Genomic DNA, 26,776 nt, shown 5'->3' on the forward strand with positions numbered 1-26,776 from the left:
AATTCCGAACGTTTTCCTTGCTAAAACTGAAAGACTTGCGTCGCCAGCGTTATCGAAAGCAAATGGCCGTGAACCAGTACACACCGGGCAACCCACGTGCCGCCGGCCACTCACCCGCAAGCGGCTGATCAGATCAACAAATCGCCCGCGAGTTCCGCTACGGTGAATTTGACGCCGATGACCGACGCCAATTCAGTCGCTGCAGCACCCAAAACTTAGCCAGCCATTCGCGTGATGCGATTGTGCGGCTGAGCAAGCTCTTCGACCGAAGCTTGATAGCGATACTGCATCAAGTAGGCATCTTCGACTGTGTCTTCGTAGAAGTCACGCAGCACCGAGATTGCCTTGAATCCGACTGACTTGAAGAACAACTGTGCTTCGAGATTCGTTTCGCGAACTTCCAACATGATGCGATTGCGGCGTTCGTGCGACAACTTGCCCAGCAACTTGCTCAGCATCGCGTGACCAACGCCTTTACGACGGGCGTCGGGATGCACCGAAAAGTTCAGCACGTGCAATCGGTTCTTGTGCAGTTCATAGATCATGAACCCAACCACTTGATCGTCCACTTCGGCGACCATACCGATGCAATTGCGTTGACGAAGGCAGCGAATGAAGTCTTCTTCGGTCCAAGCGAACTCAAAGCTCTTATTCTCAATGCCCAAGACCGCCGGCATATCGCGGCGAATCATCCAACGAATGTGAGTGTTTACAGCCTGCTTGGTATCCATGCTGGACTCCTTTCCACCTGAATGAACCAAATGACCCCAGGGGTGGCTTGCCCTCATGGCGTCCCCAAGGTGCGAAATAAGTGTCGTCACCAACGACAAGCGAAGATTAGCAGATGCCTGAAATTGGACCAATAACAGAATGCGAGGTGTCCGGGAATTTCTTAAAAAGGTTTCACCCCACCGCGGATTTCACCCGAATTTCACGTAAAAACCGCGATTCCTTTCGCTCGCCAAGCCGCCAAGGGTCATCGCCAGAAGCCACTAAAACCATCGCTAGGCGATCGCTTGAGCCAAATCGTTTCGCAAATCGTCAAACGCTTCGAGCCCGACGGATAACCGGATCAACCCATCGGTGATGCCGAATTTTTCGCGATCCGCCGCATCGTAACTGGCGTGCGACATGGTCGCCGGCTGCTCGATCAACGATTCGACCGCCCCCAGGCTGACGGCAAGATGGAACAATTGGGTGGACTCGCAAACCTTGGCCGTTTCCTTGATATCAGCATCCAATTCAAAGGTCACCATCGCCCCAAACCCGCCATTTAGCGTCTTGGCGGCGAGCGAATGCTGAGGATGCGAGGCAAGCCCAGGATAGAGCACCGATTTGACTCGCGGGTGCGACTCGAGCCACTGAGACAGCCGAAGTGCAGTCGCGGATTGCTCGCGGACTCGCAGATCAAGCGTCTTCAACCCTCGAGACGTCAAGAAGCAACTCAGCGGATCCAACACGGCTCCGGTTGCGTTTTGAATGTAATACAGTTGGTCATACAGCGATTTGTCGCTGACCGCCAAGGTTCCGCCCAAACAATCGCTATGTCCCCCCAAGTATTTGGTGGCCGAATGCATGACGATGTCGATGCCACTTTCAAGCGGGCGGATCAGCGCCGGAGTGCCAAATGTGTTGTCGACGCCGATCAAGCAATTTTTTGCTTTGGCCACTTCGGCGAGCTTGCGGAGGTCGGGAATCGACAACCGCGGGTTACCGATCGTTTCCGCCCACACCAATTTGGTTTTCTCGGTGATTGCCGACTCGACTGCCGAAACATCGGTCATGTCGACCAACGTGACCTCGATCCCGGCACGGTCACAGATTTTGTGCAGCAAGCGATAGGCACCGCCGTACAAATCACAGCCGGCGACCACATGGTCCCCGCTGCGCATCAGCATGGTGACGCAGTGAATGGCTGCCATGCCAGAGGAAAACGCGAGCGCCCCACAGCCGCCTTCGAGCGACGCAAGCGTCGTTTCCAGATTGCGACGTGTTGGGTTTCCGCTGCGAGAGTAATCGAATTCACCCCACTCGCCTGCCCCCGGCTGCCGAAACGTGCTGGCCAGATGAATCGGAGGAACGACCGCCCCGGTTGCGGGGTCGACTTCGTTGCCGACGTGAATTGCACGGGTGCGGAAGTCTGCTTTGTTTAGGTCGTCAGAGTGAGTCATGATGCCATGTCTGATTCAGCGTAGCGAAAGTCGCCAAGACTTTCGGAGAGAGAGTCGCCTTTTGCTCCGCAAAAGCAGCGAGTCTCGCGACCGAAATGGCGGGGTACGAAATGGCGGGTTAGCGATAACAGCCTAGAAGCTTATCCCACGTTTCCCCCGCTCAGGATGACAGGCTGGAAGCCTATCCCACATTGGGCTTACGCCTCGAGCGCCTGTGCCAAGTCGGCAATCAGGTCTTCGGTATCTTCGATCCCGCACGACATGCGGATCATGTTATCGGCGATACCGAATCGGACTCGATCTTCGGGAGTACAGTGATAGTAGCTCATCACCAACGGCTGCTCGATCAACGATTCGACTCCACCCAAACTGGCGGCAATTCGTGGGATCTTCGCTGCATCAACGATTCGCGAGGTCTCTTCCCAATCCGCGTCTTTGACCGTGAACGTAATCAAACCGCCATAGCCACGCATCTGTGCGACAGCCGATTCGTAGGACGGATGCGATTTCAGACCGGGGTAATAGACGCGTTCCACTCGAGGATGTGCGTCCAAGAACTCGGCGATCGCCAATCCGTTCTCGTTGTGCCGCTGCATCCGCAACGCAAACGTTTTCAAGCCACGCTCGAGCAAGTACAGGTTGTGCGGCGAATTGACACCGCCCAAAACACCACGCAGCGACCGCACCGATTCCAATTGCTCGCGTCGACCGCAGATCACGCCAGCCAATAAGTCATTATGGCCGCCGAGATACTTGGTCGCCGAGTGCAACACATAATCGACGCCGTAAGCGATCGGCTTGATGTTGAACGGGGTCGCCAAAGTCGCATCGATCAGCGTTTCGACTTCGTTGGACTTTCCAACCGCCGCAAACTTTTCCAAATCGATCGTCGTGAGGTGCGGGTTCGTCGGCGACTCGCTGACCAACATCTTGGTCCGTGGCGTGATCGCGGCTTCGAGTGCCTCGAAATTGCCTGTCGGAACCTGGTGAGTCACGACGCCAAATCTTGACAAATGTTTTGCACAAAATTCGCGGCTGCGATGATAACATTGGTCAAAGAAAACGATTTCATCGCCGCTGCTCAGCTTGGCCATCAACAGCCCAACAATCGCGGCCATCCCCGAGCTGTACAGGATCGCCTCTTCGGCCCCCTCGAGTGCCGCCAACTTGGCTTCGACACTTTTTTCGTTGGGATTGCCATAGCGGCCGTACTCTTCGCGGTCTTCTTCGCCATTGACGAAACGCAACAGCGACGCGGTCGAATCAAAGGTAAATGTCGACGCCGCGTAGATGGGTGCGGTGATCGAACCTTCGGCTTTTTGCCGCTGTTCACCACTATGCACACACTGGGTCGAGGCCCCAAGCGATTGCTCGTTCGCAAGCCCGCGAGGTGACGCCTTTACAGAGGAAGATTTGGATGCGGTTGGGGCAGAGGTTTCCGCTGCGCAATCCGTTTCCGAAGTTGTGTCCGCTGAAAGCACGGAATCACCGGTGCGACCCAATTTGGTCGCGTCTGAATCAATTGTCATATTCTTTGTCATGGCTCTTTAGCAGGTCAGGCTGCAAGCGGCCGCAAATCCCAATGTGACGAACCTCCGCCGAGGTCGCCCATTCACGTTAGAAATAGGCTATCCGCCCAAAGGCGACTCGACAAGGGTTTTCCCAAAATTCCATCAAAGCTGGTGCTGTGACTGATCGGCCGATTGTCAGGACCGCCAAAGTTTCACATTCGCCCCCCCTATGGAACCTGCTGATTGGGTTAGCCGTTTTGGCCAACGCTGTGAAGCGTTTATAGACGGTAAACTGCGGCATTCCGGTCTAGTAGCTACGCTCACCAGAGCGTGGATGGTTGCCGCACAAATAAGAATCACCACCTTCTGTCGAAGGTAGCCACAAAACAGCCTCCCCCCGGGCATGCTTGGCTTGACGTGCGCCGCGGATGACAATGGCGATATGAGCTCTCGCCAAGAATCGTTCCGAGCGTGGATTCCGATCCCCTTGCTGATGATCGCCAGCATCGTCCTGATGGGCGCTGCACCGGCAGAGGAACCTCGGCAGGGTTGGCCCCACCTTCGCGGCCCCCACTATGACGGCCGCTCCGCAGAAACAGGACTCGCAGACCAGTGGCCCACCGAGGGACCGCCGGTGCTTTGGACCAAAGAACTCGGCCAAGGCTATTCCGGATTTGTGATCGTCAACGACCGTGCTTACACCCAATACCAAACGCTGACCAACCAGTACGTGCTCTGCATTGACGCCGATTCGGGACGGACGATTTGGCGGTACCGCTATGATTGGGCCTACCAACCCACCGGTCTTTACCCAGGCCCTCGCAGCACTCCGACCATCGCGAACGGGCATGTCTTCTTCACCACTCCCTCCGGAGCGATCTACTGCCTCGACATCGACGGCAATCTGGTTTGGTCGCGTGATTTGACCGCGGAACTTGGCGGCAAAGGCACCGAATTCGGCTACGCCTGCTCGCCCACCGTGACCGAGGGCAAAGTAATCCTGCCGATCGGCGCGATCGACGGCAGCATGGTGGCGCTAGACCAAACCGATGGATCCATCGTTTGGAAATCGGGCGATGAACCCGCCAGCTATACGGGGGCGTTACCAATCACCGTCGACGGACATTCACAAGTGATCGGCTATCTCGAGAACGATTTGGTTGGCTACGACCTCGAAACCGGGGCGCGATTGTGGAGCCACCACTTGTCCAATGGCTATGACGAACACTCCGCTTGGCCAATTTTTAACGAGCCTTACCTTTGGACATCGGCACCGTTTCAAGCAGGCTCGCAGCTTTGGAAGTTGAGTGGACGGTCCAGCGAGGACGCCGGCGATGCCAGCTGCACCTCGGTTTGGCAAAGCCCGCTGATGTCCAACGATGTCTCCTCGAGCGTATTGGTCGACGGCTATGTGTATGGCTTCGATGTTGCCGAGGCTCAATCGAAAGCCCACCGGCCGACGCGTGGCTGTTTCCGTTGTCTCGATTTTTTAACTGGCAAACAGCAATGGGCCAACGGGATCGCGAAAACGCGCCGCAAAACAGATTTCGAATCCAACCGCGACGCTGCGGTGGTGGGTCACGCCAGTGTGATTGAGGCCGACGGCAAACTGTTTTTGCTTAACGATCTCGGTGACTTGATTTTGGCCGAGGCCAATCCCAATCAGTACATCGAACGAGGCCGAGTGCGTGTGTTAGAGAGGTGAAATCAGCTGGACCGCTCCGGCATTGGACCAAGGCCGCTTGTTGGTGAGAAACCATGGCCGCGCGGTTTGTCTGTTTGTGGGCACCCCCCAAACACATCCGCCCGAGAATTGGATGACCGCTGCCGAGGTGCCGCAGGGCCAGGTGCGAGACTACGCGTTATTGCTGGGCGTCGAACCGGAATACGCGATGGATCCGCCAACCTATCGCTGGCTGTGGCGATGGTACGCTTGCGGTGTGGCGATCTTGAGTATCGCTGGGCTCATCACCTCGACCCTTTCGCTGGTGATCAAACGACGCATCACTGTGGATCAATACCGGATCGTGTTCGTGTCCGTTACGGTGATCCTGGGAATTGTTTCCGGAGCCCCGATCAGCATCGTAGTCGGCGACTTTCTATTCACATGGCCGGTCGCATTGTTTGCGCTGTTTGCGTTGGCAATTCAGCAAAGCGAACTCGGCCGATTCGCCGGCTCCGAACTCGGTGACTCGTTCCAACGAACTCGCCGCACTTCGAAACTCAGCTTTGCCATCTTCTTGCTCGCGTGCGTGGCCTATTTCGTCGCCTGTCGCCAAATGAGCTTGGTCACCGAGTGGTCGTTTCTGTGGGGATTCTGGGCAGCGGCTCCTGTCTTGGTCGCGACGCGTTATTGGCAAAACCGAAATGGCTGGCGATCGCGTTTGACGGAGTGGTTGATGATGCAAATCGCATTCGGATTGTATTTCGGATCAACGGCATGGTTGCTGGACTACCGTTACGATCTGGTTTGGTCTTGAGTCATTCACAAGGTCGGAATTTTGAAGTTGCGTCTTGATCACAACCGGCGCGTCAGTTTTGATGTTGCGCAATTTGCTGTCGCGGAGCGACATATTTCGAAAGCCTCGGACTTTAGTCCGAGGATTTTCTTGGACTAAAGTCCAAGGCTATTCCCAAAAGTGCCTCCGGCACAAAAACAGCAACTTCAAAACGCGTCAGCAAGGAAATCTCGATATTTTCTCGGTCCCACGCTGACGCTTCGGGTTGTGATTTGCCGGAAAAAACGACAATCGTGCAACTTCAGAAGTTGGGCATCGCCATCACCCAACGCCCATTTGGAGCGACAAGCACCTTCGAACCGTGCCCCGTCCTAAGCTGCTGGAAGTAAGTCCCCCGGGCCAACCGCCCAGCCGTTCGCCCAGCCAATTGCTTAGTCTGGTCCAACGTGCCAGGTGTTCTTAGAAACCGATTCCATATTCAAACGAAAAAAGCGGAGTGAGTCTCTTTTTGAGAGTCTCACCCCGCCTATTCGGAACACTAACGTCCTACGGTATTGCTCAGGCTTCCCTTGCGTCGGGCCTGATCAAACCCGTGTTTCTAGCAACCGCAAGCTGGTGCAGCTTCGCAACCGCAAGAAGGAGCTTCGTCGCAACCACATGCTGCGTCGCAGCCACAGTTGCCGTGGCTGAACAGACGACGCAACAAGCCACGAACGGGGCCTTCGGTCGCTGGGCAGCAAACGGGAGCAGCTTCGCAGGCACCGCAAGCGTCGGCACAGCAAGATGCTGGAGCACAAACTTCAACGGGAACTTGCTTGCAAACAACTCGTGGAACGCAACGTGTCACGGTGTAAGGCTCGCAAACTTTGCGGCACTTAGCAACCTTGATGGTCTTGGTGAAACATTCTTTCTTGTAGGTCGTGCAGCAGACGGTCTTGGTGCGGCACTCAGGAACCATCGTGCAAACCTTGTAGCAAACTTCCTTCGTACGGCACTCAGGAACCATCTTGCAGACGGTGTAGTTGCAGGTCTTTTGACGGTTTTCGCAAACGAATTTGCAAGTGGTGTAGCAAACTTCCTTCGTGCGGCACTCAGGAACCATTTTGCAGGTCGTGTAGTTGCAGGTCTTTTGACGGTTTTCGCAAACCATCGTGCAGACTTTGTAGCAAACTTCCTTCGATCGGCATTCTGGAACCATCTTGCAAGTCGTCCAGTTGACAACCTTGCTTCGGCACTCAGGAACCATCTTGCAAACGGTGTAGTTTACAACCTTGGTGCGGCACTCAGGAACTCGCTTGCACACGGTGTACGGTACTTCGCGAGTACGGCACTCACGAACGTACTTGGTGCAGCAGATTTCCTTGGTTTCGCAAGTAGGAACCCAAACCTTCTTGGTGCAAGTGGTTGGGCAACCTTGAACACATTCAACGCGGCATTCGCCTGGGCAGTACACGCAGCGGCAAGTCGCAGGATCGTAAGTCCAAGTTCCGGGCTCACGAACGGTACGACGCATCATTTTGCCAGGGATCGTTTCAGTAACGGTATCCCAGTGGCCACCTTTGACCTGGATGGTCTTGGTGTACTGTTGAGGAACGACAACGCTGTAGTTCTCAGTGCGAACACGTTGTTCTTGCACGGTGTTGTAGACCGTGTAGTTGATCGTACGCGATTTTTGCTCACGAACAGGAACCATCACGGTGTAGTTGATGGTCTTGCTGTGGTTTTCACGCACTGGGTTCATGACAGTGTAGTTAACTGTCTTGGTGCGAGTTTCCCACACAGGCTTACGAACGGTGTAGTTGATCACCTTTTGGTGAGTTTCGTACACCGGCTTCATGACCGTGTAGTTGATCGTCTTGGTGTGCTTTTCGTAAACGGGTTTGCGCACCGTGTAGTTGATCACTCGCGTGCGAGTTTCGTGAACGGGCTTCATCACGGTGTAGTTGATCGTCTTGGTACGATTTTCAACGTGAGGAACGTTCACGGTGTATTGAACTTCACGAGTCGTCGTGACAGGAACCATACGGGTGCCGGTCACTTCTTGATCTTCGTAGTAAGTTTCGTTGCGAGTGCGGTAACGAGTCTCTTCGACTTGCTCGTAAACCGTTTCGCTTACGTTGCGCATCACGGTGTACGTTCCGCCTGCAACAGCACCGTTGTCAACAACGGCTCCGTCACCAGCGACTGCACCTTCGGCAACGCTTCCTTCGACAACTGTGCTTCCACAGCTGCTACAGCCTTCATAGCTGACTGCGCCGCAATAAGCAGCGCTAGCTGAGTTCACCCCGAAAACGATCGACAGGATCGTCAACGTAGGCAACAATAACCTTTTCATCTTCTAATCTCCACGGTAACAATACGGATTCTGGACGTAGCTTTCCTGGACCAGCGCACTAGCAACTGGCCCGGCATCAAAATCCGTTTGGTTCGTCACAACCGTCTTCCCATGACCGATTTGCTTCGGTTCCACTGCGTAACGCACTACGCAAGATGGAAGTTGTTTCGATTGAGCAGACTTAACGCACAAGCGAGACGAATCCTGATGCACAAACTTCATCGACTACGGGTGAACAGTTACCTACGTAAAGATGACGGGCAAGGTAAAAGATTACGTTTGGGGTGACGTGTTGGTAGGGACGTTCCATGCATACCGACTTTAACGGTTGTAACGACATCTCGCTCCAATGGGTGTCATCACACCACATTCTGTAGCAGCAAATGACCCTACCAATCGTTACAACCCTTACCACCGGACCGAAGATTTTTAAGTCTCGAACGTTCTCGTCAGAATCGACAAATTCGCCAACGCGAATCGCAACCGCTTCGGGCGAACCGGGGCCGCATTTCGATCACCTCAGAATCCACACCAACGGCGAATAAGGTGGTCGATCCCGCCCGCAAATAGGGGCAGCCAAACTGCTACCCAACCGTGGCAACAGCGTCCCAAGGGAACCTGAACGAAGATCACGTTAACTATTTACAATCATCCAGTGGGTTTACAGTTCCCTCGACAGCGAGCCAGACGTTATAATCCGGCATCAGCATCCTACGAATGACCCCATGATGATTGAAACGATGGTAGCGATGCCACCGATTGCGAGATGAACTTCCTCTCGTCATGAAAGGAAATTCAGTGAGAAACCAACAAGACTTGCCCCCCGACGCGCCGCCTGGACTTCCGCATCAATCCCCCATCCTTGCCAAACAAGGCGGTAGGAACAGACTGCGAAAGACCGTTCCCTACAATCCGGGTGGATCCGCAGCCACCCCATGCCCCGCCGTTGGGGAGTGCGTTGATCATTTTCGCATGATCAAACCGCTCGGCGAAGGAACGTTCGGCCGTGTTTGGCTAGCGCACGACATCAGTCTAAATCGAGATGTCGCGATTAAATTTCCTAAGTTTAGTCTTGCTGCGGACCATCTCAGCACTCGCCGGTTCCAACGCGAAGCCGAAATTGCTGCGGGCTTGAGCCATCCTAATTTGATTCCCATTTTGGATGCGGTGCTGACGCCCAAGAAAGCGTACATCGTCTCGGAATACTGTCCCGGCCCGACGCTCGACCGATGGATGCACCAGCAGAACCACTTGGTTTCGATTGACACGGCCGTTTCGATCGTCACGCAGATTGCCAGCGGATTGAAAGTCGCGCATGAACGCGATTTGATGCACCGCGACATCAAACCGTCCAATGTCATCATCAGCAAGGATGAACGAGGGCGACCGTTTGCGAATTTGACTGATTTTGGCATGGCCCGATCGATGACGGACGTCCGCGAAACCATGATCGGCACCCCGGTCGGCAGCGCACCTTACATGTCGCCTGAACAGGCGTGTGGCAGTATCGACACGCATGGCGCTCACTCGGACGTTTACTCGCTTGGCGTGATCCTGTACGAGCTCTTGACCGGCGTTTCGCCCTTTGCGGCGGCGACCCAAATGTTGACGATTCGGCGAGTGATGGAGCACGACCCGCCGCCGCCCCGCGACATCCGTCCCACGATCTCGCGCGATCTCAGTGCGGTGGTGCAGCGGTGTTTAGAAAAGAAACCGTTTCGCCGCTACCATGACGCGGGCGAACTGTACGATGACTTGATTCGTGTTGCTCAGCGGCGGCCCACCTCCGCTCGCCCCATCGGTCGCGCTGGCCGCACGCTGCGATGGGCTCAGCGAAATCCATTGATCGCCACGCTATCCTCGGTCGCGATGATTGGTGTCTGTTTTGGCATCGCTGGCTTGTGGATGTTTGCACTGAATCAACGCCGATACGCGATTGAAAGCCAGAAACAAACGCTGGAATTACAAACGGCACTGCACTATGCGGATCAATCGAGGTCTCGGCTGCGGGCGATGCATTACGACAGCGACCTTTCGCTGGCCTACCAAATGTTCAATCGCGGGCAATACGGCGAAGCGAGACGCTTGCTCGACCTGCACCGCCCCAGCGAAGGTGAACCCGATTTGCGGAGCACCGAATGGTCGCTGCTTGATGGCGAGGTTCGTGCGAAGTACGCATTGTGGGGGCGTCACGCGAAACCGGCGCGTGAATTGGCGATCCTGCCCGACAAACAAACGGTGGTCACCACCGGCGACGACGGCATGCTAATGTTTTGGGACATCGCTACCGAAACCAAACGCCGTCAACTATCAGGATTCGCCGACCAAAGCACGGCGATCGCCGTCATGCCCGACGGCAGTTTGGCGATCCCCGGTCCGATATGGCCGTTTGGTCATCGCGGCGTCATCAGCATCGCGCCGGACACAGGCAAAACGCTTCGAGCGTTCCAACTGCATCCCACCACGATCGAGTCGATTCGCGTTGCAGGAGACACGCTGGCTTCGGGATGTCGCTACAACGGAATCAAAGCGTGGTCATTTAGTCGGGGCCGATCGATCGATATCCCATCGGAAATACGCAACGAAAGCGTTGGGTTGACGCCGGACGGAAAAACCATCGTGACGGGCGATCGAAACATTGCCAAATTGCGTTTCTTTGACGCCCAATCCGGCCGCTTGTTGCGCGAAGTTGATACTCCCGGCGAAGTGCTGCAATTGGAGTGTTGTGAGAAACACGACTGGGTCGCCTACACGGTACGCAAGGAAAACGGGTTTGGAATTGCGTCCATCAATCCTCTGTCCGGTCAATCGCCCGCTTCCTCTTGGATCGCCACTCAAAGCGAACCGATGGCGTTAGCGTTTTCCGACGACGCGTTGTCCTTGGCGGTGGCCGATTTCCGCGCCGGAGTCGAGTGGTTCAAACTGACCGATACGAATCTCGACCACCAAGGATCGCCAACGTTTCGCTCCGCGACGTTTGTGTCGGGTTCGGGAGGGCGGATGACGGACGTGGATTTCTTGTCGCCCGATTCACTGGTCACCACCGGACTTGATGGTCGGGTTGAGCGGTTTTCGCCCGAGCGACTCGGACACGAATTGTTCACGCGGCCCCCATCGCCGCTGCACCGATCGGGAACCGCATTTACCTCGGATTTTCGGCACGCGTTGGTGGTGACCTACGGTCCCGACAATATCCCCAATCGGCTCCAGTACGCGGAACTGCCCGAGCGTTGTGACATTGCCAAATCCACGTCAGGGGTCCCTACCGCAATCACCTTTCGTGACCTTTGGAAAAGCGAAGGTGCAATCCAAGCCATTGCGATCTCCGATGACGACCGCATGATCGTGACGACCGACGACCGTGGCTTGCTGAGAACATCGACGCGATGGCAAAGCGAAAAACCGGAGCTAAAAACAACTCAGCTTCCGATGTTTGAATCTAACGACTCGTACGACGTCCTTAGCTTCTCGCCTTCAGGACGGTACTTGGCGGTCGGCGGCAAAGTTGACATGTTGCAAGTGTTTGACTTGAACGAACCGACACTGAAACCGATACTTTCACGCCCCAACGAATCAGGAACTCACTGCGTTGCTTACTCGTCGGATGACCAACAACTCGCCTTCGTGACCGGAAACGAACTGGAGGTCATCCATTTGCCTAGCCGTGCATCTCAACGCTGGAAAACCAGCTTTGAGCGTGCGTGTTGCGTGGCATTCACCCCCGACGCCAAACGCATCGTCGTGGGTTGGGAAGATGGATCGCTGTCGTCGATTGACATTAAAACCAGGAAGCAACAAGCGATGCTGCATGGCGTTACTTTCTCTGGCGAATTTGCAATGCGTCCCTCGGCGATTCACTTTCTGACGAACCAACGACTGTTGATGATGACCGACAGCGGAAGCCTGCAATTTTGGGACATGGACAAGCAATTGCAACTGGGGACTCTGGCGGTTTGGAAGAGCAATTATTGGGACAGTTACTGTGATGCCATCCGATTGAACCACGATGCAACCCAAATGATTATGGGTTACAACAACGGCGACGATTCACGGATCTATCGCTGGAACATCCCCACCGCGGATATGGACAAATCGCCTGCTTTTGATCCTCAGGATAACACCTATGCCAAACGTCATTGATCGCCTGTTCTACGAGAAACGCATGGTACATCGAATTTTCAAACACCCGAGCAGGCACCATCATGGTTTCACGCTCGTGGAATTGCTGGTTGTGATCGCAATTATTGGTGTGCTGGTGGGATTGCTCTTGCCTGCGGTTCAGGCGGCACGCGAAGCATCGCGGCGAATGTCGTGCAGCAACCACTTGAAACAAATTGGTCTGGGAATCGCCAATTATCACGCCGCATTTAACTTGTTGCCGCGAGCCTGGTGGTTGGATACGCCGCCCGATGCGTTCAACGGCAAACCGTGGGGAGTGACGCTGTTGCCGTACCTCGAGCAACAAGCGATCTACGACGAATACGATCACGAAACGTTGCCGGTCGATCAGCTCAGTCCTCGCAACGTCGCTTTAGTACAAACCCCCATCGCTGGTTATGTGTGTCCCTCGACACCGGGAAGCCCCGCGGATCGTAAATACACCTTCAATGCGGTTCCTGCCGGGTTGCCGTTCACCGCCACGAACATCGCTCCGGCCGACTATTGTCCAAGCACCGGCGTCACCGGAACCTACGCCCGACACGCGTACGGCAACCACTTGTTGGCCAACCGCGAAGGCGCAATGCAGGTTGTCAGCGCGGTATTTGGCGGCCATCAAGATGGCAGTTTCGCGGGGATCCTCGATGGGCTTTCCAATACCTTCTTGATCGGCGAACGCACCGGAGGCCCGGTCGTATTCAGTGGTGGTCGCGAAGATCCATTGGCTACCGCCAACTTGATCGGGACCGAAGGAGGCGGCTGGGGCGATTTGGTCAATGGCGAACATTGGCTGCAAGGTTCACTGCATGGAGGACTTTCCTGGCCTCCGCAAGACGGCCCCTGTGCGATCAACTGCACCAACGCACGAGGATTCGGATTTCACAGCTTCCACGTTGGCGGTTGCTATTTTGCCTTCGCCGACGGTTCGGTGCGATTCTTTACCGAGTCGACCGATCCCAAAATCATCTCTGCCCACATTACTCGTCGCGCCGGTGAAGTCATTGAATCCGTTCAGTAGTGCTCAATCAGGTCTGTTTGTCTGCAGTCTGGTCACGCTTTTTTGTAGTCCAGGTTGCGGTGAATCGAGCGGCCGAGATGACATGGTGAAAATCCAGGGTGTCGTGCTGGTCGACGACGAACCGGCCGAAGGTGTCGTGCTGAGATTGCATCCGCAAACCGGCAGCGCGGCAATCTCTTCAGGAATCACCTCCGCCGACGGCAGCTTCCAAATCTCGACCTACAGTCTCGGTGACGGCGCGCCGCACGGACAATACGTGATCACGTTTGTATGGAGCGAGTTTGATACGCTGACCCGCACCCAGGTTGGTGATCAGCTTGGCGGCAAATACGCGTTCGACGACAAATCAGAGATCAAGTGGGACATTCCCAAGATCGACGTGTTCCACGCCGGAACGATCCGGTTGCAGCGTTAAGATCCGGCCGCGATCCGGTCCGGCAGGCAGCGGAAAAGGCAGCCAAAGAAAAAGGCAGCCAGTGAAAACCTCGATGCCGCTTGCCCGCTACTCGATCACGGTGGCGACACAGCCGTCGCAGGTCGCCGTAGCACCGGGGTCAAAATGAGTGCGTCGTGCGAACCCAATCGCCAAACCTTGCTGATCGTCAACCTTGGTCACACTGGTCAACCGGACAACGGTTTTGCCATCGGATTCAAGCGTGGTCCCAGCCGCGGGTAACGTCCCTTGGATCGACAACCGAACTCGTTTCTTCTGGACTTGCCCCAATGCGTCCAGCCGTGCGACCGTTTCTTGGCCGAGATAGCAGCCCTTGGTAAACGAGATTGCGTACTCGTCGCGATTGATCTCTTGCGGCAAATTGGATTCGTCGATGTCGATCCCATACCATGGGAATCCGGCGACCGTGCGGGCATGATGAAACGATGCTTCGTCGCCGAGCGGCGTGGTCAATCCTTCGCGAACACTAGCCATCGCCGCATCAAGATCTTCGCGAGCGATCAACACCATCCAACTCGCGTCGTTAAGCCAGCGAATGCGATAGGTGTCTCCGGCGACATCACCGATCGATCCCTGCCACCACGTCAACGGATCTTCATGTGGTGCCGAGGGCAAGCTGGAAAACAAAAATCCAACAAACTCGTCATCACGGATCGTCACATTGGCATCTTCGCGAATGGTGTAGCGATCGGCGTGAGCGGCGAAGGTTTCGGATTGTCGTTTCTCGTCCAGCCCCGAGGCTCCGATCAAACGAAACCCATTCTCGCGGCGAAAAATATGAAAGTGTCCGAGCGTCTTGCCCCGCACATCGGTCACGAAGCTTTCACAACCCTGCCCCACCTCGAGCGATTTAACATCGTTGGTCGTCAAATTGTGCAAGATCACCGCCGCGTCGGCTCCCTCGATATCAATGACCGAAAGCGACGAGAGAAGATGAATTTGAGAAGTCGTCATGAGATCCAAGCATCGAAAAACGGAGTAATCCCGCCAGCAGAAAATTGGCGAACACGTTGGAGCACCATTTTCACCGATCGCGACCAAACGCGTAAGCCCCAACTGGCTCACCCCAAGAACTCGCATGTCCCCGAACGCGTCGTTACCGCGGTTTTTACGGCGTTACAGTTCGATCCCGGTCTTGCCGTCCCAGCGGACAAATCCTTCGATCGCGGCGTATTCGGCCAACCCCAACATGTCATAGCGGCGTGCCGTATCGGCGTTGCGTGCTTCGGCTCGCTGCCAAAATTCACGCATATCCGACCCGGGAAACAACGCTCGGTCTTTTTGAGATTCGTGCTTGAAAATCGCAACCCGCTTCCGCTCGACCTCTTGAGGGCTGAGCGGCACGGCCATCTCAATATCCTCCGGCGCCCACTCTTGCCACGCACCGCGGTACAACCACACCGCACAATCCTCGTACCACGGATCGTCGCTACACAGTTGACAGGCCTGCAAAATCGCACTTAAACAAACGCGGTGAGTCCCATGAGGATCGGACAAATCACCTGCGGCATAAATCTGATGCGGCTGGATCTTTCGCAACAGATCGACGGTGATGCGAATATCCTCGTCACTCAGCGGTGCTTTTTTGACGCGGCCGGTTTGATAGAACGGCAAATCAAGAAAGTGCAGGTTTTCGTCTTTCACGCCGCAGCAGCGAGCCCCTTCACGAGCCTCGCCGCGACGGATCAACCCCTTGATCCGCTGGACCTGTTCGCTGTCGACCTGACCGGACCGCTTCTTTCGCAGGAACTCGTCGACGTGGTCTTCGATTTGCTCGAGCCCTTCGGCGTGAATCTGAAACTCACGACAAAAATCGCCAGCGAACTCGGCAAAACGAATCGCGTCTTGGTCAAACACCGCGATGTTACCCGAGGTCTGATAGGCAATGTGGGTATCGTGCCCCTGGTCGACCAACCGAATCAGCGTTCCGCCCATCGAAATCACGTCGTCGTCGGGGTGGGGCGAGAAAACAATCACTCGCTTGGGGAAAATATCGTCGCGATGTCCCGGCCGATCGCCGACCTGTTTCGCGTGCGCCGGTTTCCCCCCAGGCCAACCGGTGATCGTGGACTGCAGATGCCGGAACACTCTTAGATTGATGTCGTAGGCGCTACCGTGATTGGCCAACAAGTCTTGAAAACCGGCTTCGTTGTAATCGGCTTCGGTCAACTTCAAAATAGCTTTGCTCAGCCGCGTCGCCAACGAGATGACCGCGCGTCGCGTGGTGGCGGCATCCCAATCGATCGGGCCGACCAACCACGGCGTGTCAAAACGGGTCAGCGTCGACGCAGCCGCCTCGTCCAAAAACACCTCGGCTCCCTCGTGCCCCTGCAAAAACGAAGCGGGCACCGCGGGGGTCGCTTCTTGTTCGACGGTTTGCTGGATGATGGCCGCCTTGCCTTCGCCGAACCCGAGCAAAAAGATCTTCTTCGACTCGAGAATCGTTCCCACGCCCATGGTCAATGCATGACGCGGAACGTTTTCAGCACCAAAGAAATTGCTGGCTGCATCGATCCGCGTCACCCGGTCCAGCGTGATCATGCGTGTGCGAGTGGTCCGCTCGCTGCCGGGTTCGTTGCAACCGATATGCCCGATCCGGCTGAGCCCTAAAATTTGCAGATCGATCCCGCCCGCCTCGGCAATCTTGGCCTCATACGCTGCACAGAAATCAGCGACCTGCGACTTTTCGATCGAGCCATCGGGAAAGTGAATGTTGGCGAGATCGATATCGACAAGGTCCGTTAGATACTCATGCAAAAACCGAGCGTTGCTTTGCAGTTCATCCGGTTGCATCGGATAGTATTCGTCCAGACTGAACACAATGACGTTGGCAAACGAAAGGCCTTCGTCGCGGTGCAAACGGACAAGTTCCTCGTAGACGCGAGTTGGCGACGAACCGGTCGCCAATCCCAACACGCAGTTCTCTCCGGCAGCCGCGCGAGCGCGAATCAACGCGGCGATTTCTTTGGCCGCCGCGATACTTGCATCCGACGCCTTGGCAAACACTCGGCAAGGAATCTTTTCGCGTGACGTATTGTTTGCGGTCGTGTCCATGGATGTTTCCGTCATGATTGAAATCCTTTTTTTTAATGCCGATACCTACGACCGATCCCGCGCTACCATCGCGGCACCAATCATGCCCGCTTGGTTGCCGAGCGTGGCAAATTCGATCTTCATGTTTCCGCCGACTTGAACCAACGTGGTCTCTTTTACACTTTTTCGAACGTCCTCGAGAAAGCGTCGCCCGGTTTCTGTCCCCATTCCGCCAAAGGTCATCGCACCGCCCAGCAGCACCACTGCCGGATCAGCCACTTGGCCCAACATTCCGATTGCACGTCCGACATACACCGCCGTGTCGGAGATGACTTTTTGGCAAATCGTATCGCCTGACTCGGCACGCGTGGCAATCTGGCGTGGTGTCAGCGCTGCAGCATCTTCGCCACTCAATTGAACCATCCGAGCGATCACGCCCGCCGCGCCTGCATAAGTTTCCAAGTGACCGCGACTTCCGCAAGTGCAGGGCAGGGCATCCTCGGAAAAGTCGATCGCGATGTGCCCCAGTTCGCCGGCACAACCATGATCACCGCCATGCGGATTCCCCACCACGACCATCCCGCAGCCGACTCCTGTGCCCAGCGTGATCAAGGCAAGCGATTGAACCCCAAGAAAACGCGAAGCATGTTCGGCATAGGCGGCCGCGTTGGCATCGTTGACCACCATCGAGGGCAAACCGCTGATCTCCGCCAATTGGTCTCGCAGCGGAACGCCAAGCCAACCCTCTAGATTGACGACTTCTCGCAGCACGTAGGCGCGTGAATCGAGCACCCCCGGAACAGCCAGCCCGACACCCACAATTGGACGCCCCGCAGCAAACTGCATCGCGTGGCGAAACACATTTTGGGGCGTTTTCAGCTCGCAAGTCGCCGTCCGATCGGTCGCGACAATCCGGCATGTCCCATCGACCAAGCCAAGTTTGACGTCCGTCCCGCCAACATCGATGCCAAGATACAAAGGTGCAGAATCGGTATCAGAAACAATCATGGGCAATGGGGAGCAGTGGAAGCGGCATGCAAGTCATCGGGCCAAGCTGATAGGCCAAAGCATTCGGCCAAAGCACTGGGCAGGAGCGTTGGGGCATCATCATAATCGCAAATCGACTCGACGAGTCATGGGGGGACCAAGCATTCCGCAGATGAGCTCAAAAATCTGACGCAACGTTCCATTGCAACCGTCGAACCGATAGTCACTGCGGCACGATACAGATTATCATGAACGCGAATTCAAAACTCCCCGATCTCTAGTCCCGCAAGAGCTGTCACCATGTTTCATCCAATCCCGTTCCATCGCTCCCTGATCGCAGCGTTTGTGGCTGTTTGCTTGTTCTCGATCTCGCACGGCGAAGAGACAAAAACGACAAGTCCAGAACCAGGGAAATGGGTCTCGCTATTTAATGGCAAAGACCTAGAGGGATGGACGCCCAAGATCCGCTACCACGAATTGGGCGAAAATTTTAACAACACCTTTCGTGTCGAAGATGGCTTGCTGAAGGTTCGCTACGACGGCTACGACAAATTCAACGAAACATTCGGCCATTTGTTCTACAAGGATTCGTTCTCGCACTATCGATTCCGTGTCGAGTACCGTTTCCTGGGTGAACAGTGCGACGGCGGCCCCGGTTGGGCGTTCCGCAACAGCGGCATCATGATCCATGGCGAGAAACCCGAGACAATGAGCCGTGATCAAGACTTTCCGGTCTCGATCGAAGTCCAACTGCTCGGCGGCGACGGCAAAAACGCTCGCCCCAATGCCAACCTCTGTACCCCCGGGACCAATGTCGTGATGAACGGCAAATTGTTCACCCCTCACTGCACCAGCTCGTCGTCCGACACGTTCCATGGCGACGACTGGGTCACCGTTGAAATCGAGGTACGCGGCAACGAAGTCATCAAACACATCATCGATGGCAAAACGGTGCTGCATTACAACAAGCCTCAACTCGACCCAAAGGACGCTCATGCCAAAGAGTTGGCCGAGAAACAGGGCGGCATCCAATTGAGCGGCGGAACGATCTCGCTGCAATCCGAAAGTCACCCCTGTGACTTCCGCAAAGTCGAAATCATGGTGCTCGAAGAATAGGCTGTCACGCAGCCTTATAATGGGCAAGCGATTTAAGTCTTACCCCACGTGGAACCCGATTCGCTACGAGCAACACAGATCCAAGCCGTCGAGCAGTTTTTCGGCGGCGTCGCTCTTGTTGAGCACGTAGTAATGAATCCCGGGTACACCGTTTTTGATCAGATCGACGGTTTGCTCGCGAGCATGCTCGACGCCGATGCTGAACTGCGATTCTTCGCAATCGGTCGCGTTCATGGCATCGGACAACCCGCTTGGGATTGCGGCTTTGCACATCGCGGCAATTCGCAATGCCTGTTTGAAATTGGTGACCGGCAAAATCCCCGGCACGATCGGCACGTCGATTCCGGCGGCAACACAATCGTCCCGGAAACGATAGAAGTCGGCGTTATCATAGAACAATTGCGTCACCACAACGTCCGCGCCGGCGTCGACTTTGCGTTTTAGATTCTCGAGATCGGTCTTGGCGTCCTTGGCTTCTTGATGCACCTCGGGATACCCCGCCACCAAAATGCCAAAGTCGCTAAAACGGCTTCGGATCAATTCGACTAATTCGTTGGCATATCGCAACCCGCCCTCGACTGCTTCAAATTGTTCAGTTCCCTTGGGTGGATCGCCACGCAGCGCGACGATGTAATCGACCCCACGTGTTTTGGCTTCGTCCAAGTAGTCTTCCAATTGAGCCACGGTCGAACCGACACACGTCAAATGCGACGCGACTGGCAATCCAGTGATCTGTTTGACCTTTTCTACTACATCCAGCGTCGTTCCTCGTGTCGAACCGCCGGCGCCGTAGGTGCAAGTGAAGAAACTTGGGTTAAATTCCTTTAAACGCGTGACATTCTTCATCAAAGTCTCGATTCCCGCCTCCGTTTTGGGTGGAAACAGCTCGAACGAGATCGCACAATCGGATGAGTTGAAATGTGACGCTAAAGACATTACTTCTTGGTTTACTGAGAGATTTTCAAGGCGGATGGGAGTTTCGCTGCTCCGGCGGGCGGTGCCAACCTAGGCATTGTAATCAGATGCTGCGCCGGTTGAATCCCCTTACCAATTGAGCAATTCCGATCCCCAGCCCCACCGCCCAATCCTTCGTTTTCCGCCGCATTATCACGACGCCGGGCGTGGTGCCCCGGGCCACTTCGCTGGATCGGCGACTCCTCGCACCACCACCCCTTTTTGATTCCAGCCCAAATAAGCATGAACGTCGGCGGGACAGTAGCGAAGCGTCAACCCACAGCGGCGACGGTTGCTGACGTTCGCCGATGACCCGTGCAGCAACAAGTCACTGTGAATCGAAATCTGCCCAGCACGCAGCGGCGTCAATCGATGAGTGCCGTATTGCTCGGGATGCTCGACGGTTTGATCTAACACGTTACCAGCGTTTGCATCGCTATCCTTGAATTCAATCAGCCCATGTTTGTGTGACCCCGCAAACACTTCCATGCAGCCATTTTCCGCATTGGCATCGTCAATCGCTAACCACACCGTCACTGCTTTGGTGGGGGTTAGCGGCCAATAACTACAATCTTGATGCCAATCCACACGCTTGCCATCGCCCGGCATTTTGCAAAAGAAATGGGCCCCCCAACCAATCACGTTCTCGCCCAGCAGATCGGCAACCAGGTTGACGGTTCGTTCGTTGGTCAACAAATCCCAAACCGGTGCATGCTTTAGATGGGCGCTACTGATTGAGTAGCTATCTTTGCCCGCAGCAAACGTTTCGGCCAACAATTGATCAAAGTATTGGCGGACTGCAGCGATTGCATCGGAGTCGTAGACGTCCAGCGGACCAAGATAGCCGTCCGAATTCCAGTCATCGATCTGCTCGGGCGTCAACACTTGCGGCGAATCATTGCGAGTCGGAACAAAGCCAATCTCGCGATGCTCTGACGCGATTGATTCTCGATCGGGAATAATCTCAAAGTCGGTTTTCTTCATCACAGCCTTTCTCGACAACCGGTTTGCTCGGGCGCGACCACCCAATGCCATTGACGCCATCGACTCTGGCCCCAGTCGGGTGCTTCTCGTGGCGGCGACCCAATTGTCGGTGACGACGAACACGGCGGTCAACCCACTCGCCGCCCGCAACCCATTTGCCGCACACTGCCCAGATTCGCCACTCTGCGTTTTGCTATCTTTTATAACCGGTCGAATTTTCGTGAAACATTGCAAATACGACTTGGTCCTTTTTTACAAGTTTCGTTAAACTTCCAGGCCTACGCAGCCGAGGCACGCTGCCCACACCGTCACGGGTTGGACGCAAACGAAACGATTTTGGTGACGAAAGCGGCAGAGGGACCTTTCGCAATTCTTTTCAAATGACTTGAAAGAACGGCGGCTGCAACGTGTTTTGCAGGGACGCCTTGATCGCGGAACTCGCAAAACGGTCATGCCACGGAGTTATCCCAGGGAGGGAACCCATGCCGGGCGAGTCGTTCCGATTTATTCACGCTAGCGATTTTCACCTCGAATCACCTCTCGGAGACCTCGATACGATCCCGAGTCACCTCCGCGACGCGATGGCCGATGTGCCACGCAACGCGGCGAAGGCGATTTTCGAGGCAGCGTTAGCTGACAATATCGATTTTGTGGTGTTCTCGGGCGATCTGCTCAATCCCCAATCCGCTGGCCCGCACGGGATGGCGCTGCTGCTGGATTACTTCGAGAAGCTCAACGCCAAGAAAAAGCCGGTGTTTTGGGTCGCAGGCAACGTCGACGATCCACAAAAGTGGCCCGAAGCGGCACCACTGCCTCCCAACGTCACGCTGTTTCCCAAGAACAAAGCGGTCGCGGTTCCGGTCGAGCGTGCCGGACGCACGATCTGTGTTGTCGTGGGCCGCAGCAGCGAAGGACGCTCGTCACTGCATGTGCCTAGCTTCCGCATCGACCCCACCGACGAATACACGGTCGCGGTTGGCTATGGCGCATCGGACGCCGACGCACTCAAAGAAGGCCGCTTCGACTACTGGGCACTTGGCGGCAAACACAATCGTCAAGAAATCGAAGGCGGGGCAGAGGGGGCTGCGGTTTACTGCGGGTCTCCCCAAGGCCGGTCACTGGAGGAATCGGGAGCTCACGGCTATTCGATTGTGGACGTCGATGCGGACCAAACGACTCGAGTGCATGAGATTCAGTGCGATGCATTCCGCTACTGCAAAGTTGAAATCGATGCATCCGAGATCGCCGCGGTCGGCAGCATTCGCAATCTGTTGGGTGAACGCATCGTCCGGCTGCAACATGAAAACGGCGGTCGCCATCTATTGATCGGCTGGGACATTTCGGTCAGCAGCGGAGACAACCTGCATGCGATCGGGGACGCCGAGGAATTGCTGCAGTGGCTACGCCGCGAATTCGGTTCAGGTACGCCTGCGGCTTGGACCGCATCGCTGGTCGTACGTCCGCCACGACACTATCCCAAATCGTGGAACGACGAAGACACCATCCTCGGCGACTTCCTGCGTGCTGCCGAGAAGCATCGCAAAAACGACGGACGCGAACTGAACTTGCTGCCGTTCACCGAAGAGCACGAAGGGATCCAAAGCACAACCGCAACGCTGTTGGCGGACGTCCCCAGTTCGGCACGCGAGCACATTCTTGACCAAGCGACGCTACTGGGTGTCGAACTCCTGCGTGGCGGCAAGCCAAATTTGGTGCAAAAATCATGAAGATCAAAGACATTCAAATTGATGGTTTCGGCGTTTGGACCGGATTGTCCGTCGACTCCCTACCGGACGGCATGACGCTGTTTTACGGCCCCAACGAGGCTGGCAAAACCACGCTGATGCAATTCCTACGAGCGATGCTGTACGGCTTCACCCCGGACCGCCGCGAACGCTACATCCCACCGGTTTTCGGTGGCACTCCTGGCGGTGCGATCCGCGTCACCGGCCCCGGCGGCGGCTACCAAATTCGCCGCACCAGCCAATTGACCGACACCGGCGTGACTGGCAACCTGAGCGTCACCGGCCAAGACGGATTGGCCCAAGGCCAGCACCGATTGAGCAGTTTGCTGGGACAAATCGACGAGCCGATCTTTACCAACGTGTTTGCGATCGGGATTCGCGAGCTGCAAGAATTGAGCACGCTCGACGGCACCGATGCCGCTGACGAATTGTACAAATTGTCGAGCGGACTGGACCGCGTTTCGCTTGTCGATGTGCTTCGCAGTCTGCGCGAAGGCCGCAAGAGCATGATCGGCAAGGACAGCGTCATCGACTCGGAAGAGGCCGGCAAGGTCGCCGCGATGATCCGCAAACGCGAAAAGCTGCGTGACGAAGTCGAACAACTCACTCGCCACGGCCGCCGCTGGAGCGAATTGGCAAGCCAACGACGATCTCAGCAACAAGAGATTGAAGCGTCGTCCGAGCGAATGATCGCTTGGGAACGCGAAGCCCGCTGTGTCGAAATCGCTACCAGTGTGTTTGACACCTGGAAACAACGCGAAGCCCTCGCGGCATCGATCGCGGAAACCGAAGTCGAGTCCGAGTTGCCGGACGACGCGCCAGGCCAATTGGTCCAGATCGAAGCCATGATCGAGGACAGCAAGGCCAAGATGGAAGAGGTCAAGGCGAAACGGCGTGAATTGCGGGTCAAAAACGAGCAGCTGCCCGTCAGCAAACGTCTGTTCGATCTGCAAGGCAAGATCGAAGCCGCCTCTGAACAAGCCACCTGGGTTGAAGCACTCGAAGAGCAGATCGAGCGACTCGATGGCCAGATCGACAAGGCGAGAAAACAACTCGAAGCCGACGCCGACCGCCTGGGTTTGGACGAAGCCGACAAGGCCGCGATCACCGATGGCGACCTCTCGAAGCTGCCCGATCTGTCGCAGCAAACGCTTGCGGCGCTTTCGGCACCAGCAAAACGCGTCAAGGAGCAACTATTCCTCTTAAAGCAAGCTCGCAACGAAGGCGCCGAGCACAAAACCCGCGCCGAAAAAATGAGCAGCCAGATGCAGGGCGTGCTGACGCGGGCTCGCGCCACCAACCTGCAGCAAGCAATCCGCGAAGAAAACGAACTGATCACCGCGCTACGACATCGCGCCCAGCTTGGTGAACACATTGAAAAACTGAAACGCCACTACCGCGATCTTGAAAAAGAAACCGTCGACTTGACGACGGACGAAGCGCTGCCGATGGACCGGCTAATATTACTGGCTGTCCCCTTTATCTTTGGCGGCATGTCGTTGGTCTATGGCGTTTCGAACATGCTGGGGCTGACCTGGTTTTCGCCTGACCCCGATCCGACCAAAGGAATGTTTTGGTTGACCGTCGGCTTCATGGGCATGCTGACCTATTACTTTGGCAAAGAAAACGGGATGCGATCGACGTCGCGTGATCTAGAGGATTGTGAACGTCAAATCGACACGCTTCGTAAACAGATCCGCGAACTCGAAAGCGAGCGAAACGAAGCCGACTCGACGCTGCCGACCAGCAACGAAACGATCGAACTGCGAATTCGCGAAAGCGAGCAATTGCTGGCGGAATTGGAATCGGTCTTGCCCACTTACCACAACCACCAAGCGGCATTGCAGTCGTACAAGTCGGCGCGTGAGCGTGCGACCGAAGCTGCCGATGGGCTACGAGATTCGCGTCGCGAATGGTCCGCCACGCTGAAACGACTGGGGCTGAGCGAATCGCTTTCGCCATCAAGCGTGCGGAACTTGAGCGACGGATACCAGACCCTGCTCAGCAGCCGACGCCGCTGGGAGGAATTGAAAACCGAACGCGAACAGCGAAAACGCGAACGACAAACCTTGGCTCGCCGAATCGAATCGCTGTACATGGAGGCGCTCGATCTGCGCGAGAACATCGACGCAAAGAATCCTCGCGATGACGACGCGGATGACGACGTCGAACAAGCGGCCAAGCGAAGCCGAGTTCGATCGAACCCGCTGGATCAACTGAATCATCTGCACGAAGAACTGTCGCGGCAACAACACTGGATCAAACAGCGTCGCAGCCTGAAAGAACAAGACCTCAAACTGAAGAAGCAGCAGAGCGGCTATTTTCGGGCGATCCAACGCGGCGAAACGCAGCGACGTGCGCTGTGGGCCAAATGTGGCGTCGCCACGCCCGAACAGTTCTACGGACTGGTTGATAGCAAAGCCAGTTTGGCTGAAATGCGAAAAGAGCATGCCGAGCTTGACAAGCAAGTTCGTTCGATGATTGGCACGCACGTCGAGTACGATGCGGTCGCTCGCGAGATCGAAGGAGCCAAACAAAGCGACATCGAACGTCGCTGGGATTCGCTAACGACGCGAATGAGTGAAACGGAAGCACGCGTCGCCCAATTGCGAACCCAGCAAGGCGAATTGGCGCAAGAGATGAAGCAGCTTGGGGAAGACTCGCGATTGACCACCGCACAGCTTGAATTGGCGTGCATCGAACGCAAGATCATGGCGGCGGCGCGGCGTTGGCAAACGCTCGCGATGGCAAGCTGTCTGCTGGAAGACGTGTGCGGAACCTTTGAACGCGAACGTCAACCCGAAACGCTGCGTGAGGCTTCGTCGTTCCTAAATCAATTGACCGATGGCAAGTACAACCGAATTTGGACACCGCTCGGTACCAACCGTTTGAAGGTGGATGACGGTGAGGGCAAATCGCTGCCGCTCGAGGTGCTTAGCCGCGGCACCCGCGAAGCCGTCTTCATTGCATTGCGATTGTCACTTGCCGCAGCCTATGCCCGACGCGGTGTGATGTTGCCATTGGTGCTTGATGACGTCCTGGTCAATTTTGACCGCGACCGAGCGATCTACGCCGCACGAACTCTGAAGACGTTCGCCGAGCTAGGACATCAAGTGATGATGTTCACCTGTCACCAACACATCGTCGACATCTTCCATGACATCGACGTCCAAGTTCGATTGATGCCACCGCAAGGCCATCCGGGCCGCGCCGAGATCCTGCTGCCGCAAGAACGCATCGAAGAAGAACCGGAAGAGGAATACGAAGAAGAGGTCTACGAGGACGCCGACGAAGAGGCTGTCGAAGAAAAGGCCATGGAGGACGAACCCGAGGAAGAGCCCGAAACGGCGCCGGTTGTGGTGGTGGTCAAAGAAGAACCCAAACCCGCTCCGAAAATCTTGTACGTCCGCAAAGAATTCCCCAAGATTCAAGCCAAGCCCGAACCGGCCCCTGAACCGCCCAAGCCAGAGCCCGTCGCAAAGATCGTTCGCCCCGAACCCGTCAAGCCAGAGCCGGTCAAGCAGGAACCGCCAAAGCCGACACCAGTCAAGATGGCCCCCAAGCCGTTGCCGCCACGGCCTGAGCCCAAACGGGTCAAATCGATCGTCATCGCTCCGGAATACATCGACGATGAAATCGACCACAGCGATCCCGAGCCATCGATCCAGTGGGCATGGTTTGAACGTGAACCGTCGCGTCAACTGATCTCGTCCGAAGAAAAGCTGGCGTCGGTGGCCCGCAGCGAGTGGACCGAATCGGGCGAAGTCGACAACGAGGACGAAATGCCCGAAGAAGTCTGGGACAAGAACAATCCATGGTGGCGTGCGACGGCAGAGTAAACGCGGGGCGCG

At 55.9% G+C, this 26,776-nt stretch carries 17 protein-coding genes; 8 read left to right on the top strand and 9 right to left on the bottom strand.

Annotated elements, in window-relative coordinates; genetic code table 11:
• Positions 1–215 precede the first annotated feature (215 nt).
• The 3 genes from rimI to ABEA92_RS00980 all read right to left on the bottom strand — a co-directional run bounded on the left by rimI (position 216) and on the right by ABEA92_RS00980 (position 3,712).
• Positions 216–692 (bottom strand): ribosomal protein S18-alanine N-acetyltransferase, encoded by a 477-nt coding sequence (gene rimI / locus ABEA92_RS00970; protein ID WP_345682525.1) that lies wholly within the window; start codon positions 690–692, stop codon positions 216–218.
• A 312-nt stretch (positions 693–1,004) separates the two neighbouring features.
• Positions 1,005–2,171 (bottom strand): trans-sulfuration enzyme family protein, encoded by a 1,167-nt coding sequence (locus ABEA92_RS00975; RefSeq protein ID WP_345681855.1) that lies wholly within the window; start codon positions 2,169–2,171, stop codon positions 1,005–1,007.
• 197 nt (positions 2,172–2,368) lie between these two features.
• Positions 2,369–3,712 (bottom strand): trans-sulfuration enzyme family protein, encoded by a 1,344-nt coding sequence (locus ABEA92_RS00980; protein WP_345681856.1) that lies wholly within the window; start codon positions 3,710–3,712, stop codon positions 2,369–2,371.
• Between the two features lie 412 nt (positions 3,713–4,124).
• Between ABEA92_RS00980 and ABEA92_RS00985 the strand changes: the two genes are divergently transcribed.
• Positions 4,125–5,387, top strand: coding sequence for a PQQ-binding-like beta-propeller repeat protein (locus ABEA92_RS00985; protein WP_345681857.1), 1,263 nt, complete (start codon positions 4,125–4,127; stop codon positions 5,385–5,387).
• A 43-nt stretch (positions 5,388–5,430) separates the two neighbouring features.
• Positions 5,431–6,162: a hypothetical protein gene (locus ABEA92_RS00990; RefSeq protein ID WP_345681859.1), complete on the top strand. Its 732-nt coding sequence runs from the start codon at positions 5,431–5,433 to the stop codon at positions 6,160–6,162.
• A 577-nt stretch (positions 6,163–6,739) separates the two neighbouring features.
• Here the strand turns inward: ABEA92_RS00990 and ABEA92_RS00995 are convergent.
• The gene (locus ABEA92_RS00995; protein ID WP_345681863.1) at positions 6,740–8,476 is read right to left on the bottom strand and encodes a hypothetical protein; all 1,737 of its coding nucleotides are present in this window, start codon (positions 8,474–8,476) and stop codon (positions 6,740–6,742) included.
• Between the two features lie 972 nt (positions 8,477–9,448).
• Here ABEA92_RS00995 and ABEA92_RS01000 point away from each other — a divergent pair.
• The 3 genes from ABEA92_RS01000 (at position 9,449) to ABEA92_RS01010 (ending at position 14,067) form a co-directional block, all read left to right on the top strand.
• A complete protein-coding gene (locus ABEA92_RS01000; protein ID WP_345681870.1) occupies positions 9,449–12,616 on the top strand; it encodes a WD40 repeat domain-containing serine/threonine protein kinase in 3,168 nt (1,055 codons plus the stop codon).
• 22 nt (positions 12,617–12,638) lie between these two features.
• Complete coding sequence (locus tag ABEA92_RS01005; protein WP_425572387.1) at positions 12,639–13,652, top strand: DUF1559 family PulG-like putative transporter; 1,014 nt, start codon at positions 12,639–12,641, stop codon at positions 13,650–13,652.
• Positions 13,653–13,734: 82 nt separating this feature from the next.
• Complete coding sequence (locus tag ABEA92_RS01010; protein WP_345681879.1) at positions 13,735–14,067, top strand: hypothetical protein; 333 nt, start codon at positions 13,735–13,737, stop codon at positions 14,065–14,067.
• An 87-nt stretch (positions 14,068–14,154) separates the two neighbouring features.
• Here ABEA92_RS01010 and ygfZ read toward each other — a convergent pair whose 3' ends face one another.
• From ygfZ to ABEA92_RS01025, 3 genes are all read right to left on the bottom strand, one after another.
• Positions 14,155–15,060 (bottom strand): CAF17-like 4Fe-4S cluster assembly/insertion protein YgfZ, encoded by a 906-nt coding sequence (ygfZ, locus tag ABEA92_RS01015; RefSeq protein ID WP_345681881.1) that lies wholly within the window; start codon positions 15,058–15,060, stop codon positions 14,155–14,157.
• 162 nt (positions 15,061–15,222) lie between these two features.
• The gene (locus tag ABEA92_RS01020; RefSeq protein ID WP_345681882.1) at positions 15,223–17,175 is read right to left on the bottom strand and encodes a glucosamine-6-phosphate deaminase; all 1,953 of its coding nucleotides are present in this window, start codon (positions 17,173–17,175) and stop codon (positions 15,223–15,225) included.
• A gap of 30 nt (positions 17,176–17,205) precedes the next feature.
• On the bottom strand, positions 17,206–18,147 hold the full coding sequence (locus ABEA92_RS01025; RefSeq protein ID WP_345681883.1) for an ROK family protein: 942 nt from the start codon (positions 18,145–18,147) through the stop codon (positions 17,206–17,208).
• 279 nt (positions 18,148–18,426) lie between these two features.
• Here ABEA92_RS01025 and ABEA92_RS01030 point away from each other — a divergent pair, with 279 nt between their 5' ends.
• Positions 18,427–19,242: a 3-keto-disaccharide hydrolase gene (locus ABEA92_RS01030; protein ID WP_345681885.1), complete on the top strand. Its 816-nt coding sequence runs from the start codon at positions 18,427–18,429 to the stop codon at positions 19,240–19,242.
• A 63-nt stretch (positions 19,243–19,305) separates the two neighbouring features.
• Here the strand turns inward: ABEA92_RS01030 and metF are convergent, their stop codons facing one another.
• Both metF and ABEA92_RS01040 read right to left on the bottom strand, forming a co-directional pair.
• Positions 19,306–20,178, bottom strand: coding sequence for a methylenetetrahydrofolate reductase [NAD(P)H] (gene metF / locus ABEA92_RS01035; RefSeq protein WP_345681886.1), 873 nt, complete (start codon positions 20,176–20,178; stop codon positions 19,306–19,308).
• Positions 20,179–20,349: 171 nt separating this feature from the next.
• Positions 20,350–21,180, bottom strand: a complete 831-nt coding sequence (locus tag ABEA92_RS01040) for a phytanoyl-CoA dioxygenase family protein (RefSeq protein WP_345681887.1) — start codon at positions 21,178–21,180, stop codon at positions 20,350–20,352.
• Between the two features lie 482 nt (positions 21,181–21,662).
• Between ABEA92_RS01040 and ABEA92_RS01045 the strand changes: the two genes are divergently transcribed.
• Both ABEA92_RS01045 and ABEA92_RS01050 read left to right on the top strand, forming a co-directional pair.
• Positions 21,663–22,907, top strand: coding sequence for a metallophosphoesterase family protein (locus ABEA92_RS01045; RefSeq protein ID WP_345681889.1), 1,245 nt, complete (start codon positions 21,663–21,665; stop codon positions 22,905–22,907).
• Positions 22,904–26,764 (top strand): AAA family ATPase, encoded by a 3,861-nt coding sequence (locus ABEA92_RS01050; RefSeq protein ID WP_345681890.1) that lies wholly within the window; start codon positions 22,904–22,906, stop codon positions 26,762–26,764. Before ABEA92_RS01045 ends, ABEA92_RS01050 begins: the two co-directional genes overlap by 4 nt.
• Positions 26,765–26,776: the final 12 nt, after the last annotated feature.

This window comes from Novipirellula caenicola, assembly GCF_039545035.1.
Lineage (GTDB): Bacteria > Planctomycetota > Planctomycetia > Pirellulales > Pirellulaceae > Novipirellula > Novipirellula caenicola.